General features: G+C 43.1%; 15 protein-coding genes. 13 read left to right on the top strand and 2 right to left on the bottom strand.

The window, feature by feature from the left end:
* The first annotated feature begins 198 nt into the window (after window positions 1-198).
* The 13 genes from dnaX (at window position 199) to IGI86_RS06425 (ending at window position 10,675) form a co-directional block, all read left to right on the top strand.
* Window positions 199-1,920, top strand: a complete 1,722-nt coding sequence (gene dnaX / locus IGI86_RS06365; RefSeq protein WP_016621226.1) for a DNA polymerase III subunit gamma/tau — start codon at window positions 199-201, stop codon at window positions 1,918-1,920.
* A gap of 20 nt (window positions 1,921-1,940) precedes the next feature.
* Window positions 1,941-2,255 (top strand): YbaB/EbfC family nucleoid-associated protein, encoded by a 315-nt coding sequence (locus IGI86_RS06370; protein ID WP_139960206.1) that lies wholly within the window; start codon window positions 1,941-1,943, stop codon window positions 2,253-2,255.
* A 14-nt stretch (window positions 2,256-2,269) separates the two neighbouring features.
* The gene (gene recR, locus IGI86_RS06375; RefSeq protein ID WP_005229813.1) at window positions 2,270-2,866 is read left to right on the top strand and encodes a recombination mediator RecR; all 597 of its coding nucleotides are present in this window, start codon (window positions 2,270-2,272) and stop codon (window positions 2,864-2,866) included.
* A 20-nt stretch (window positions 2,867-2,886) separates the two neighbouring features.
* Window positions 2,887-3,534 (top strand): dTMP kinase, encoded by a 648-nt coding sequence (gene tmk, locus IGI86_RS06380; RefSeq protein ID WP_005229815.1) that lies wholly within the window; start codon window positions 2,887-2,889, stop codon window positions 3,532-3,534.
* A gap of 32 nt (window positions 3,535-3,566) precedes the next feature.
* A complete protein-coding gene (locus IGI86_RS06385; protein WP_005229817.1) occupies window positions 3,567-3,896 on the top strand; it encodes a cyclic-di-AMP receptor in 330 nt (109 codons plus the stop codon).
* 14 nt (window positions 3,897-3,910) lie between these two features.
* A complete protein-coding gene (holB, locus tag IGI86_RS06390) occupies window positions 3,911-4,843 on the top strand; it encodes a DNA polymerase III subunit delta' (protein WP_005236622.1) in 933 nt (310 codons plus the stop codon).
* Between the two features lie 29 nt (window positions 4,844-4,872).
* On the top strand, window positions 4,873-5,673 hold the full coding sequence (locus IGI86_RS06395; RefSeq protein WP_086317208.1) for a PSP1 domain-containing protein: 801 nt from the start codon (window positions 4,873-4,875) through the stop codon (window positions 5,671-5,673).
* A 19-nt stretch (window positions 5,674-5,692) separates the two neighbouring features.
* On the top strand, window positions 5,693-6,040 hold the full coding sequence (locus IGI86_RS06400; protein ID WP_077452675.1) for a DNA replication initiation control protein YabA: 348 nt from the start codon (window positions 5,693-5,695) through the stop codon (window positions 6,038-6,040).
* Window positions 6,041-6,114: 74 nt separating this feature from the next.
* Window positions 6,115-6,975, top strand: coding sequence for a 16S rRNA (cytidine(1402)-2'-O)-methyltransferase (gene rsmI / locus IGI86_RS06405; protein ID WP_400450159.1), 861 nt, complete (start codon window positions 6,115-6,117; stop codon window positions 6,973-6,975).
* Window positions 6,976-7,147: 172 nt separating this feature from the next.
* On the top strand, window positions 7,148-8,365 hold the full coding sequence (locus IGI86_RS06410) for an ammonium transporter (RefSeq protein ID WP_005236611.1): 1,218 nt from the start codon (window positions 7,148-7,150) through the stop codon (window positions 8,363-8,365).
* 16 nt (window positions 8,366-8,381) lie between these two features.
* Window positions 8,382-8,723 carry a P-II family nitrogen regulator gene (locus tag IGI86_RS06415; protein ID WP_005229830.1) on the top strand — a complete coding sequence of 114 codons (342 nt, stop codon included), beginning with the start codon at window positions 8,382-8,384 and terminating at the stop codon, window positions 8,721-8,723.
* A 150-nt stretch (window positions 8,724-8,873) separates the two neighbouring features.
* The gene (gene dinB, locus IGI86_RS06420; RefSeq protein WP_005236610.1) at window positions 8,874-9,998 is read left to right on the top strand and encodes a DNA polymerase IV; all 1,125 of its coding nucleotides are present in this window, start codon (window positions 8,874-8,876) and stop codon (window positions 9,996-9,998) included.
* A 20-nt stretch (window positions 9,999-10,018) separates the two neighbouring features.
* On the top strand, window positions 10,019-10,675 hold the full coding sequence (locus IGI86_RS06425) for a DNA alkylation repair protein (protein ID WP_420657389.1): 657 nt from the start codon (window positions 10,019-10,021) through the stop codon (window positions 10,673-10,675).
* A gap of 136 nt (window positions 10,676-10,811) precedes the next feature.
* On the opposite strand, the gene nrdG is transcribed toward IGI86_RS06425, so the two are convergent.
* Complete coding sequence (gene nrdG, locus IGI86_RS06430; RefSeq protein WP_005236608.1) at window positions 10,812-11,408, bottom strand: anaerobic ribonucleoside-triphosphate reductase activating protein; 597 nt, start codon at window positions 11,406-11,408, stop codon at window positions 10,812-10,814.
* Between the two features lie 80 nt (window positions 11,409-11,488).
* The gene (nrdD, locus tag IGI86_RS06435) at window positions 11,489-13,684 is read right to left on the bottom strand and encodes an anaerobic ribonucleoside-triphosphate reductase (protein ID WP_005236607.1); all 2,196 of its coding nucleotides are present in this window, start codon (window positions 13,682-13,684) and stop codon (window positions 11,489-11,491) included.
* Between the last annotated feature and the right edge of the window lie 96 nt (window positions 13,685-13,780).

Genomic DNA, 13,780 nt, shown 5'->3' on the forward strand with positions numbered 1-13,780 from the left:
CTAAAGTTGGAGAAGAGGAATGGTCTTTTTTCTTGAAAATAGGGAGGAATAAAAGGATATAGTGAGTGAAAGCGCGCGGAATGGCTCTTCGAATTAAATTTCCATTTCTTTTGAGATTCCACCACGCAAACGGTGGTTTTTTTAGCTGATATTACGTATAATAGAAGGTAGCGAATTTTGAAATGAGTGTGGAAAACTATGGCCTATCAAGCATTATATCGTGTTTGGCGTTCTCAGCGTTTTGATGATGTTGTCGGACAAAAAGCAATTACCCAAACCTTAAAAAATGCAATCGATCAAAATCAAATCTCGCATGCTTACTTGTTTACGGGCCCTCGAGGAACCGGGAAAACAAGTGCAGCGAAAATTTTTGCCAAAGCCATCAATTGTCCGAACCAAGTCAATGGCGAGCCTTGCAATGAGTGTGACATGTGTCGCTCAATCACAGCAGGAACGCAAGAAGACGTGATCGAAATCGATGCGGCAAGTAACAACGGTGTAGAAGAAATTCGCTTTATTCGTGATCGTGCGAACTATGCACCGACCCAAGCAGAATACAAAGTTTATATCATTGATGAAGTGCACATGCTGTCAACAGGCGCATTTAATGCATTACTAAAAACATTGGAAGAACCACGGAAAAATGTTGTCTTTATTTTGGCAACAACAGAGCCCCATAAGATTCCAGCAACGATTATTTCCCGAACCCAACGATTTGATTTCAAACGGATCAATACGCAAGACATCGTGGGTCATTTGGAAACGGTCCTTACTACTAGCGAGATCAATTACGAAGCAGAAGCTTTACAGATCATTGCGCGAGCCGCAGAAGGCGGTATGCGGGATGCCTTGAGTATCACCGACCAGGCGATCGCTTTTAGTGATGGAACCGTAACGACCCAAGATGCTTTAGAAGTGACGGGCAGCTTGTCCTATGAAATGATGGACCGTCTGATGCAGGCTTGTGGGGAAAAAGAAGTTGCCGATGCGTTAGCGACCTTGCGGGAGTTATTAGCCTCTGGTAAAGAAGCCCGCCGTTTATTGGAAAACTTGTTGGTTTATTGTCGAGACTTGCTGATGTATCAACAAGCGCCGCAGCTGCTATCTGAAAAGTCTCTGCAGTTGACTGAAGCGTTTCAAACACTGGCAAAAATTACCCCGCCAGCAAAAATCTATCACTGGATCACGGTCTTAAACGATACGCAAAATGAAGTACGATTTACGAACAATCCTACGATCTATTTGGAAGTGGCTGTGGTCAAATTAGCCAATGATCCAGAAAGTGCTGCTGTTGCCAGCAATTCAGCTGACAATAGTCAAGAAGTGGCGCAGTTACGTCAAGCACTGCAAAAACTTCAGGCAGAGGTGCAACGACTGCAAGAGAATCGACCGACAGGTGCCGTTGCTGAAACCACCGCGCCAGTGAAGAAAACCAAGGCGACCACTACGTTCCGTTTACCAAAGGAACGCGTGTTCCAAGTGCTGAAAAGTGCAACGAAGAAAGACTTGGCAAATGTTCGTAATGTTTGGGACGATCTTTTGATGTCTCTTTCCGTGACGCAAAGAGCTATGCTGCACTCCAGTGAAGCAAAAGCTGCCAGCGAATCGGGCGTCGTGATCGCTTTTGACTATGAGATCTTATGTCAGCGAGCAAGTAACGACCAAGAGTTTCAATTGATGATCCATAATCAATTGTCCCGTATGATCAAAGACTACGCCCCACAGGCTGTCTTTATTACAAAAGAAAGTTGGCCGACGCTACGACAAGAGTTTTTGGCTGGCGGTCAAGCAACGGAAGAGTCAGAAATTGAAGTAGAGCAAGAAGAGACCGAAGCCGCTCCTGTCGAACCAGAAAATGACGACTTAGTAACAAAAGCGCAAGAGTTATTTGGTGAATTAACCAGCATTGAAGAAAATTAATGAATATGGAGTGATGAATAATGATGCGAGGCATGGGAAATATGCAAGGCATGATGAAACAAATGCAAAAAATGCAAAAAGAAATGATGAAAGAACAAGAAGCACTAAACAGCAAAGAATTTATCGGCGAATCGACAAATGGCTATGTCAAAGCGACCTTTACTGGCGATAAGACGTTACAAGACATTGCTATCAATGAAGCAATCGTTGATGCTGACGATGTGGAAATGCTGCAAGATATGATCATTTTAGCCATCAATGACGGATTAAAGAAAATTGAAAAAGAATCGGAACAAAAAATGGGCAAATATACAAGAAACATTCCGGGTCTATAAAAGGAGAAATGACGGTGCAATATCCTGAACCGATCGCCCGATTGATCGACAGTTACATGAAACTGCCGGGAATTGGACAAAAAACCGCAACACGTTTGGCATTTTATACGATTGATATGAAAGAAGAAGTCGTCAATGAGTTTGCTAAATCGTTGCTTAGTGTTAAACGAGATTTGCACTTTTGCAGTATTTGCGGAAATATAACGGAAGAAGATCCTTGTGAAATCTGCAGTGATCCCACAAGAGACAAAGAAACGATTTTAGTAGTTGAAGAGCCTAAAGATGTCATGGCATTAGAAAAAGTCCGCGAGTATCATGGACTTTATCATGTGCTGCATGGCGTGTTATCCCCGATGGAAGGGACAGGTCCAGAAGATATCAACATTGCATCCCTGATACAGCGGCTGCATGATGATCAGGTCAAAGAAGTGATCATTGCGACCAATGCGACCACGGAAGGCGAAGCGACGGCGATGTATATGTCGCGTTTGATCAAGCCTGCCGGTATTAAAGTCACGCGTTTGGCTCATGGCTTATCTGTGGGCAGCGATATTGAATACGCGGATGAAGTGACCTTGCTAAAAGCAGTAGAAGGTCGCCGAGAATTATAAAGATATTGGAGGCAATTAGGGTGAATGGATTGTTTATAACCATCGAAGGACCGGATGGTGCTGGAAAAACCAGTGTGATCGAAGAATTGTATCCTCGGTTACAGCTTGAAGCAACAAGAAAAATCGTTAAAACAAGAGAACCTGGCGGAGTTAAAATCGCTGAAAAAATTCGTAAAATTATTTTAGATCCGCGAAATGAAGAAATGGATGAGCGGACCGAAGCCTTACTTTATGCAGCGGCACGCCGCCAACACTTGATTGAGGTTGTCCTGCCGGCATTGAACGCCGGACACATCGTGATCTGTGACCGCTTTGTTGACAGTTCGCTTGCCTATCAAGGAGCTGGACGTCGCATCGGGATTCCTGAGATCGCACGGATCAACGAGTTTGCGACGGAAGGAACGACCCCTGATTTTACCTTGTATCTAGATGTTGACTCTGATACTGGCTTGCGTCGCATCCAAGAAAATCGTGCACATCAATATGACCGACTAGATTCGGAAGGATTGGAGTTTCATCAACGGGTTCGTCATGCGTATCTAAAGCTAGCGGAAGAAAATCCTGTACGCATTCATAAGATTGATGCTAGAATGGGGTTACAAGAAGTTGTTGAATCCAGCTATTCAGCAATCGTTGAATCGTATCCTGCTTACTTCAAATCAATCTAGGGTAGGTTGGATAACACAAAGGAGATGGTCCCATGAAATTAATTATGGCAATCGTACAAGACAAAGACAGTAATCGTTTGGCAAATGAGTTTATTGATGCCAATATCCGTGCTACAAAATTGTCATCAACGGGTGGTTTTTTAAAGGCTGGTAATAGTACGTTTATCATTGGTATTGAAGATGACCGTGTGCAAGATGCGTTAGAATTGATTAAAAAAACCTGTCAATCAAGAAAGCAATATGTCTCGACACCGATGTCACTAGATATATCCTTAGATGGTCAAGTTCCTTATCCAGTCGAAGTCGAAGTCGGTGGCGCCACCGTATTCGTGCTGCCAGTTGACGGATTCCATCAATATTAAAAAAGGAGCATTTCATGGAGGAGTTATTTCTACAAGAATACCAGCCTCTTGTTTTTGCCCAACTAAAAAAAAGTATCAAGCATGGGCGCATTGCTCATGCTTATCTTTTTGAAGGGGACAAGGGGACTGGCAAGCATGAACTAAGTCTATGGCTCGCAAAACGCCTTTTTTGTGCCAATGTACAAGAAGAAGCGCCATGTGGTGCATGCAGCAATTGTCTACGGATCGCCCAAGGAGAGCATCCTGACGTTATCCAAATTGAACCTGATGGGCAGATGATCAAAGTCGACCAGATTCGACAGCTGCAAGAGGAGTTCTCAAAAAGCGGCTTTGAAAGCCGTTTGAAAATCTTTATTTTGTCTCAAGCTGACAAAATGAACAACAGCGCTGCCAACAGTTTACTAAAGTTTTTAGAAGAACCAGTGGGAAACTTTCTGGCGATCTTAGAAACGGAGAGCCTTGGTCGTATTTTGCCAACCATCCAGTCTCGCTGTCAGATCATTCATTTCTCTCCTTTGTCAAAAGAAAAACTGCAAGAAAAGTTACAAGAAGAGGGACTTTCTAAAGAGACAAGCCGACTTCTAAGCCACTTGACCAATAGTTATCATAAAGCAGTTGAAATCTCGCAAGATGAATGGTTTAATGAAACTAAGGATGCTGTTAAGCGTTGGGTGAATTACCTTTTGAAGAAAGACCCGCAAGCATTTATTTTTGTTCAGAAAAAATTATTGGGTCTAGCAAAAGAAAAAAATCAGCAATCAGAAATCTTTTTGCTCTTGTTATTTTACTTTCAAGAGGAGCGGGATCGATTGTTGGGGCAAGGTTTATGGGGAAAAGAGATCAATCGTGCCATTGAAGCCGCATTGCAAGCACAAAAAAAGTTGCAAGCCAATGTGTCTTTCCAAGGTGTGGCAGAACAATTTTCCGTGAAAATCATCTATGGATAAAACGCAGCAGCCGGAAAAGGAGACCAGAGATGATCGAAGTTGTCGGAGTGCGTTATCATGACGTAGGCCAGATTTATTTTTACACACCGAAAAAACAGACCTATACTATAAATGACCAAGTCATCGTGGAAGCACAAGATGCTAAATGTCTTGCCACAGTCGTCACCAAAAGCAGAGAAATGAATGAGAGCGATTTGCCTCAGGTAGTCAAACCTATCTTACGTCGGGCGACGAAGAAAGATTTGGAACAGGCAGCAGCCAATCAAAAGGCGGCAGATGAAGCGTTAAAAATTGGAAAAGAAAAAATCCGCGCACATCAGTTGCCAATGAAACTGATTCGAGTAGCCTATACCTTTGAGCGGACAAAACTGATTTTTTCGTTTACTGCAGAAAGCCGTGTTGACTTTCGCGAATTAGTCAAAGACTTGGCAAGTGAATTTCATACCCGGATTGAACTGCGCCAAATCGGTGTCAGGGATGAAGCGAAGGCACTAGGCGGAGTTGGGCCCTGTGGTCGCAAACTATGCTGTGCGACGTTTTTAGGGGATTTTATCCCTGTATCCATCAAGATGGCTAAAGATCAAGGACTTTCCTTGAATCCTGCGAAAATCTCAGGATTATGCGGTCGTTTGATGTGCTGTCTTAAGTATGAAAGTGAAGAATATGAGCGGGCGAAAAAAGAATTGCCGGATCGCGGCAAGGAAGTTGAAACGCCAGATGGCAAAGGACGTGTGGTTGGGCTGGATCTGTTGAGCCGAGTGATCAAAGTCCGTTTGCATGATCGGCAAACACCAATCGAATATGATTATGAAGAACTAGTGACAAAATAAGTAGGTGACCATAATGAGCATGGACAAACGATCAATATATGACGGATTGAATCAGTTAGAATCGGAGTTGCAAAATTCCTTAAATAATCTAGCGGAAATGAAGCAGTCTTTGCAAGAAATCGTCGAAAAAAATACGACATTAGAATTGGAAAATCAACGCTTACGTGAACACATTCGTGAGTTGAACCAAGTGGCAGATGCACCCGCTGAATCGGTCAAACAAGAACTTTCTAAATCACGAATGAATTTAGAAAAGATTTACGAAGAAGGATTTCATGTTTGTTATGACTTATACGGTTCTCGCAGAGAACATGATGAACCTTGTGCATTTTGTCTAGAAGTGATCTATCGTGAAAGCGGCAAATAACTGACTGACAGTCTAATAGGTTCGTTAGAAAAAAGATCAGTTTCCACTGGTCTTTTTTTCGAAAGGAGCAGTACATGCAAAAGCAACAAAGTTATAAACAAGACACTGGAAAACTGTATCTTGTTCCGACACCGATCGGGAACTTGGAAGATATGACGGTCCGTTGTGTCAAAATTTTAAAAGAAGCGGACCTGATTGCAAGTGAAGATACTCGCAATACCCAGAAATTGTTGAATCATTTTGAGATCTCGACACCGCAAAAAAGCTTACATGAACACAATTATAAAGAGCGAGTTCCGCAGTTGGTAGAACAGCTGCAGATGGGCAAAACCATTGCCCAATGCAGCGATGCTGGTATGCCCTCCATCAGTGATCCGGGGCATGAATTAGTCAAGGCCTGTCTAGCTGAAGGAATCGCGGTGATTGCGCTTCCGGGACCTACGGCAGGTTTGACAGCGTTGATTGCTTCAGGCTTATCGCCGCAACCAAATCTTTTTTATGGCTTTTTACCTCGTAAGAAAAAAGAACAAAAACAAGCCTTGAGTGAATTAGCGACCCAGAAAGCAACGATGATTTTTTATGAGTCACCCTATCGAATCGCAGCGACGATTGAAACAATGCTAGAGGTATTTGGTGAACGTCAGGCAGTCATTTGCCGAGAATTGACAAAAATCCATGAAGAATACTTGCGAGGGACCTTTTCTGAATTGATCGACTATTTAGAGCAGCAGCCAATCAAAGGAGAATGCTGTCTGTTGGTGGAAGGCTCTTCTGAAATACATGAAATTGTTTATGAAGGAAGTTACGCAGAACAAGTAGCTGCCTTGATGGAAGAGGCCGAAATGTCCTCAAAAGAAGCAATCAAAGAAGTGGCTAAACGTAATCAAGTAAAGAAACAGCTTGTCTATCAAGCGTATCACCAAATAGAAGAGTAATCATACCGAGACTTCTCTCGGTATTTTTTTTGTTCACACGCTTACTTATGTGATATTACCTAACATATAAAGTCAGCTATTTTCAGAAAATTCATGTTTTTCTCAGAAAAATCTAGATTATTCGAAAATATGATGTTAGGATAGCTAACATATAGAAAGGGAGGCGTGTAAAATGGATACAGGGAATATTGCATTTATTTTAATTTGTAGCGGTATGGTTTTTCTAATGACTCCAGCATTGGCATTTTTTTATGGAGGATTGGAACGACGCAAAAACATCCTCAATACCATGATGATGGTGATTTGTACGATGGGCTTGGCGTCCGTCCTCTGGGTCGCTCTAGGGTATACATTATCCTTTAGCGGGACAGGATCATTTATTGGCAATTTAGACAAAGTCTTTTTCAATCATGTTTCGATGTCAGAAGGAGAGGGAATTCCAGAAGGGTTGTTTGCTGCCTTTCAAATGATGTTTGCTTTGATCACAACGGCGATTATCACTGGATCAGTCGTTGGAAGAATGCGGTTCTCTGCTATTTTTCTATTTATTGGCTTCTGGCTGGTTTTTGTGTATTTTCCAATGGCGCATATGGTGTGGGGCGGTGGCTTCTTAGATGCGATCGGCTCGATCGACTTTGCAGGAGGCAATGTCGTTCACATCAGTTCGGGAATCAGTGGGCTAGTCTTAGCGATCGTTGTCGGTAAGCGACGAGAATTTCATCAAACCGAATATCGTCCTCATAATATTCCCTTTGTTGTACTAGGTGCCGGTCTTTTATGGTTTGGCTGGTTTGGCTTTAATGCTGGCTCTGCGTTAGCAGCTGATGGTCTAGCGATCCACGCCCTAATGACCACGAATACAGCAGCAGCCAGTGCGATGCTTTCTTGGATGCTGATCGAAAAAATCGTCGTGGGAAAACCGACAATCGTCGGTGCTTGTACAGGTGCAGTGGTGGGCTTAGTTGCCATCACACCAGGGGCGGGGTTTGTCTCCCTTTGGTCTTCCTTTATCATTGGCGCTTTAGTCAGTCCGTTTTGTTACTTCTTTATTTCCGTCATCAAACATCGATTAGGGTTAGATGATGCATTGGATGCCTTTGGTTGTCACGGGGTAGGCGGAATCTTCGGTGGTTTGATGACCGGGATCTTTGCCGATCCCGCTGTTGGCGGACATTCAGGATTGCTTTATGGCGGTGTTGATCTTTTTATCGCACAAGCCGAAAGTATCGTATTTACGATTTTGTTCGCTGGTATCCTATCCTTTGTCATAATTACCTTGATCAAATGGGTGATGCCGATTCGCGTATCTCAGCAAGAAGAAGCGGTGGGGATGGATCGGATCGAACATGATGAAACGGCCTATCCTACCTTTATGGGGTTAGATTCTTAAGAGTGGAGGAGCAGTCATGAAAAAAGTTGAAGCGATTATTCGCCAAGAAAAATTAGAGGAGCTAAAAGCCGCTTTGGATCAATCGGATCTGATCAGTGGGATGACGGTCAGTCAAGTTCTCGGGTGTGGCAATCAAAAAGGGTTAAAAGAGTTTATTCGTGGCCAAGAAGTGATCACGACTCTTTTACCGAAAGTAAATGTCCGCTTTGTTTTGGCAGATGAAAAAGTCGATGCCGTGATTGAGCTGATTGTATCGATCTGTCGGACAGATGAAGTCGGTGATGGCAAAATATTCGTCTACCCTTTGGAAGAAGCGATTCGGATTCGCACCAATGAACGAGGAGAAGCTGCCTTATAGCAGAACTTCTTGGGTCATGAACCGTGCAGCAAAAGTAGCGAACGTATAGGAAAGGGCCAATGAAAATTGGTCCTTTTTGCGTCTTTGTCTTGATTCCTTGCTTGATAGGGAACTTCTGTTCGTTTATAATAAGAAGCGAGGTGAGCAACGATGTCGGAACTGCAATTTCCCTTAAAAAATGATACGAGCCGCAAAATTATTCATATTGATATGGATGCTTTTTTTGCTTCGGTGGAAGAACGGGATGATCCTGAGCTGGCCAAGCATCCCCTTGTCATTGCCCGTCACCCAAGTGATACCGGCGGCCGAGGAGTGGTCACGACAGCGAATTATCTGGCGCGACAATATGGCATCCATTCGGCAATGAGCGCACAAAAAGCCTACGAGCTTTGTCCGCAAGCGATTTTTAAACCGGGGAATCATCAAAAGTATCGTGAAGTGTCCCAGCAAGTCAGAGAAATTTTTCACCGATACACCGACATCATCGAACCAGTTTCAATTGATGAAGCGTATCTGGACGTCACAGTTAACAAAATCAACTGTCCTTCAGCAATTAAGATCGCTCGTCTGATTCAGCGAGACATCTGGCATGAGACCCATTTGACTTGTTCGGCAGGCGTCAGTTACAACAAGTTTTTGGCAAAATTGTCCTCGGATTATCATAAACCACGAGGGTTAACAGTGGTGATGCCGGATGAGGCAGTGGCCTTTTTACAACAACTACCCATCGATAAATTTCATGGGATCGGGAAGAAAACTGTCCCCAGGATGCATGAGTTAGGCATTTTTACAGGAGCAGATCTATACGCTTGGAGTGAGATGGCGTTGATCCGCGAATTTGGCAAAATGGGGTATTCTTTGTATCGTAAAGTTAGAGGAATCCATGATTCACCAGTCAGTGTGACCAGAGAACGAAAATCAGTCGGTAAGGAGCATACATATGGCAATCCATTAACGAGTGAAGAACAAGTCTTAAGTCAATTACGCGCCATCGCAGAAGAAGTTGAGAGATCACTAAAGCGCACACAGAAACATGGCAAAACAGTCGTGTTGAAAGTCCGTTACAGTGATTACTCTACGATCACTAAACGAGTGACTTTGCCGATTTACGTTCATAAAAAAGAACAGTTATTTTCGGAAGCCAGTCTCATTTGGGAAGAGATTTTAGGTCTTGAAAAAGGCATTCGTCTTTTGGGAATCACCGTCACAAATCTCGATCCTCTGACCTATGAAAATATCGTACTGCCTTTATGGCAAACATCTGACGATCAGTAGACCTAAAAAGGAGGACCAATATGACGATCTATCAAGTATATGAAACGATGATTGCTTTGGCTGATGAAGAACGAAGTGAAAAAATGGCCGCCTATATGCGGCATCAGTTTGAGTTTTTAGGCATCCCTACACCGTTGCGCCGTCAGCAGGAAAAAGCAGCCTTTAAAGTAGCAAAACAAATGAAACGAATCGATTGGGAATTTATCGATCAATGTTGGCAAAGCAGCTATCGGGAACACCAGTACCTTGCGATTGATTATTTAGTGGCGCTGGAGCCCTTTTTATCAGCCGTTGATCTAGGAAAAATTGAACAGTTAGTCATAACGAAATCTTGGTGGGATAGCGTGGACGCACTAAGTGAGGTCGTCAGAAAGCTTGTTCGCCGACTGCCAGCGTTAAAGGCTGAGATGCTTCGTTGGAGTCTTGAGGATAATCTTTGGCTACGGCGAGTGGCGATTCTTCACCAATTGTTGCAAAAAGAACAGATGGATCGACCATTACTTGAAGAGATCCTTGTCAACAATTTGGGGAGTTCTGAATTCTTTATCAACAAAGCCATTGGCTGGAGCTTGCGAGACTATGCCAAGACGAATCCTCTGTGGGTCCAAGATTTTCTTCTACGCCATCAAAAAAGTCTGGCGCCTTTGACGGTTCGTGAAGCAAGTAAGTACCTTTAAAAAGCTTGGTCACTGATTTTTATATAACAAAAAAAACACCGTGCATCATCTTTGAAGGAAGATGTGGTGACCCCAAAAGTTCGATTTTTTGGTCTAATTTTTGGGGTCATCTCAAGATGCACGGTGTTTTGAGTCGTTAAATTTGTTTTTTGATTTGTTCGTAACTTGCTTCAGCATCTTTGCACTTTGCCCAGATAACCGCTTTTCCTTGTTCTCGAGATGCAGCAAGATCAATGATTCGTTGATTGCTGCTACCACGAAACTGCAAGTTTAGGTTTCGCTTGCTGAGTTCAAAACGGCCGTCCACCAAAATATCAATTTTGGATAAAAGTTCTAGTTTGTCAGGGGTTTCCAAGAGCAGTTCTTCGTAAGTGTAGCCTGACCAGCTCCAAATGTCCTTGCTATGACCAAATTCGGCGCGAACGCGATCAACAACTTTCAGACAGACCGTCGTGTTCAAGAAAGGTTCGCCGCCTAGGAGGGTCAGTCCTTGAACATAGTCATGTCGCAGATCCTCAATGATTCGATCCTCTAGCTCTTGGGTAAAAGGTGTGCCGTAGCGAAAGTTTTGGACGGCTTTGTTGAAACAGCCTTCACAAGCAAACAGGCAGCCGCTCACATATAAACTATTTCGGATGCCTTCACCGTCCACAAAGTTGAAGGCTTTGTAATCAGCGATATAATTTTGACTGTACTCGTTTGCTTTCCATTCTTGGGGCTTAGGATTTCTCATAAGAAAACTTCTTTCTATTGTGAATTACAGGGGTTGTTCGATAAAAGGAGTGTAGAAGAAATCTAACACTCCTTTTATGATTATTCTTGCAAATGTTTGACCCGAGCAGAGATTTCTTTGTGACGACCGTTGACCATCGGGCGAGCTTGAGGATTTCCAAGATACCCGCAGGTTCTTTTGACAACATCACAACTTTTTGGATCGTGATTGCCACATTGTGGACATTCAAAGCCTCGTTCGGTTGGATTAAAGTCTCCTTCATATCCGCACTCGTAACAGTGGTCGATAGGGGTATTTGTTCCAAGATAAGCGACCCGATCATATGCGTAATCCCAAACTGCTTCTAACGCTTTTGGATTTTGCTGCAAGACTGGATATTCACAGTAATGAATAAAGCCACCAGAACAGTATTTTGGATAGTCCTTTTCAAAATCAAGTTTCTCAAATGGTGTCGGATTTTTCCGCACATCATAGTGGAAGCTATTGGTATAATATTCTTTGTCGGTAATATTTTCAACTTCACCGAATTTTTCGGTATCTAAGCGACAGAAACGATCGGTCAAGCTTTCACTAGGGGTCGAGTACACACTGAAATGATAGCCGTATTCATCGCCCCAGGCATCGGCATGAGCTTTCAATTCTTTCACGATCGCCATCGTAAAGGCCTTTGCTTCTGGGTCTTGTTCCCAAGTTCCACCGTAAAAAGCCGAAGCAGCTTCGTATAAACCAATGTAACCAAGCGAAACAGTGGCACGTTTGTTTTTGAATAATTCGTTGACATTGTCTTTGCGATCCAAACGTTCACCGAAAGCCCCATACATATAAAGGATCGGCGCATTGGCGGGACTCGCTTCTTTACAGCGTTCCACTCGATAGACAAGGGCATCTTTAACGATTTGCAGACGGTCCTCCAGCAGTGACCAGAATTTTTCTTGATCGCCATTTGCTTCTAAGGCGATCCGTGGAATATTCAATGTCACGACACCTAGATTCATCCGACCGACATTGATTTCTTCACCACGTTCGTTTTTCCAGCCTTGCAAGAAAGAACGACAGCCCATCGGCACTTTAAAGCTGCCAGTCAATTCAACCAATTTATCATAATTCAAAATATCCGGATACATCCGTTTAGTGGCACATTCTAAAGCCAGTTCTTTAATATCATAGTTCGGATCGGTAGGTGCCAAGTTGACCCCACGGCGAATACTAAAAATCAATTTCGGGAAAATAGCAGTACGCTTTTCACTGCCTAACCCGTTGATGCGAATTTGGAGAATCGCTCGTTGAATTTCCCGTTCGAACCAGTTGGTTCCTAAACCAAAGCCAAGGGAAGTAAACGGCGTTTGTCCGTTAGAGGTGAATAACGTATTGATTTCGTATTCTAGACTTTGCATTGCATCGTAGATATCTTTGCGGGTTTTGCTCTTCGCGTAAGCTTCCCGACGTTCGGGTGTCTCAATCCATTCTTCGGCATCTTTTAAATGTTTTTGGTAATTCAACTCAGCAAAAGGAGCCAATAATTCATCTGTTCGATCAGCAGAACAGCCACCATATTGACTCGATGCTACATTTGCAATGATTTGTGAGATTTGAGCGGTGGCCGTTTGGATCGATTTTGGCGATTCCACTTCGGCGTTCCCAATTTTAAACCCATTATTTAGCATGCCTTTAAAATCGATTAGGCAGCAGTTAGTCATTGGGGTATATGGATGATAATCCAAGTCATGGTAATGAATGTCGCCTTTTTGGTGGGCATTTGCCACGTGAGGAGGCAGCATTTTCAAACCAATCGATTTTCCTACGATCCCAGCGGTCAAATCACGTTGTGTGTTGAACACGTTACTATCCTTATTGGCATTTTCATTGACGACCGATTGATCTTTATTCATCAATTTATTGATCGTAAAGTTGATGTCTGTTGCTTTGCTGCGTTCGAAATCACGATGGGTCCGGTAGTTGATATATTCTTCAGCCAAGGCATACTCGTTCTTTGCTAACAAGATATGCTCGACGATATTTTGGATCTCATAGATTTTTACATTTGTACGAAAACGTTCCGCGATCTCGTGATCGACACTGTCAACGATCTCGGTGATTTTTTCGTGGTCGATGGGAGAAAGCTCACCGTTGATTTTTCTCAGGGCTTTCACTAACGCATCATAAATTTTTTGATCATCAAAATCGACAAGCCGTCCATCACGTTTTACGATTTTTAACTGACGCAAAGCGGACTGTCTTTCCAACCCTTGCTCAGGATTTCTCTTAATGTTCATCATTTCTACCACTCCTTATCTTCCACAATATAATAAAACAAATTGTAGAAATGAGCAACTATATATAGTAGTCGAAAAGGGTTTGTGTTTTGGATATAC

The sequence above is a fragment of the Enterococcus sp. AZ188 genome, from assembly GCF_050544075.1.
In the GTDB taxonomy this organism is placed as follows: Bacteria; Bacillota; Bacilli; order Lactobacillales; family Enterococcaceae; genus Enterococcus_D; species Enterococcus_D entomosocium.

Excerpts from the sequence above, each read along its gene's own strand:
- dnaX (WP_016621226.1), top strand. The coding sequence starts at position 199 with ATGGCCTATCAAGCATTATATCGTGTTTGGCGTTCTCAGCGTTTTGAT.
- IGI86_RS06370 (WP_139960206.1), top strand. The coding sequence starts at position 1,941 with ATGATGCGAGGCATGGGAAATATGCAAGGCATGATGAAACAAATGCAA.
- IGI86_RS06385 (WP_005229817.1), top strand. The coding sequence starts at position 3,567 with ATGAAATTAATTATGGCAATCGTACAAGACAAAGACAGTAATCGTTTG.
- holB (WP_005236622.1), top strand. The coding sequence starts at position 3,911 with ATGGAGGAGTTATTTCTACAAGAATACCAGCCTCTTGTTTTTGCCCAA.
- IGI86_RS06395 (WP_086317208.1), top strand. The coding sequence starts at position 4,873 with ATGATCGAAGTTGTCGGAGTGCGTTATCATGACGTAGGCCAGATTTAT.
- IGI86_RS06400 (WP_077452675.1), top strand. The coding sequence starts at position 5,693 with ATGGACAAACGATCAATATATGACGGATTGAATCAGTTAGAATCGGAG.
- rsmI (WP_400450159.1), top strand. The coding sequence starts at position 6,115 with ATGCAAAAGCAACAAAGTTATAAACAAGACACTGGAAAACTGTATCTT.
- IGI86_RS06410 (WP_005236611.1), top strand. The coding sequence starts at position 7,148 with ATGGATACAGGGAATATTGCATTTATTTTAATTTGTAGCGGTATGGTT.
- IGI86_RS06415 (WP_005229830.1), top strand. The coding sequence starts at position 8,382 with ATGAAAAAAGTTGAAGCGATTATTCGCCAAGAAAAATTAGAGGAGCTA.
- dinB (WP_005236610.1), top strand. The coding sequence starts at position 8,874 with ATGTCGGAACTGCAATTTCCCTTAAAAAATGATACGAGCCGCAAAATT.
- IGI86_RS06425 (WP_420657389.1), top strand. The coding sequence starts at position 10,019 with ATGACGATCTATCAAGTATATGAAACGATGATTGCTTTGGCTGATGAA.
- nrdG (WP_005236608.1), bottom strand. The coding sequence starts at position 11,408 with ATGAGAAATCCTAAGCCCCAAGAATGGAAAGCAAACGAGTACAGTCAA.
- nrdD (WP_005236607.1), bottom strand. The coding sequence starts at position 13,684 with ATGATGAACATTAAGAGAAATCCTGAGCAAGGGTTGGAAAGACAGTCC.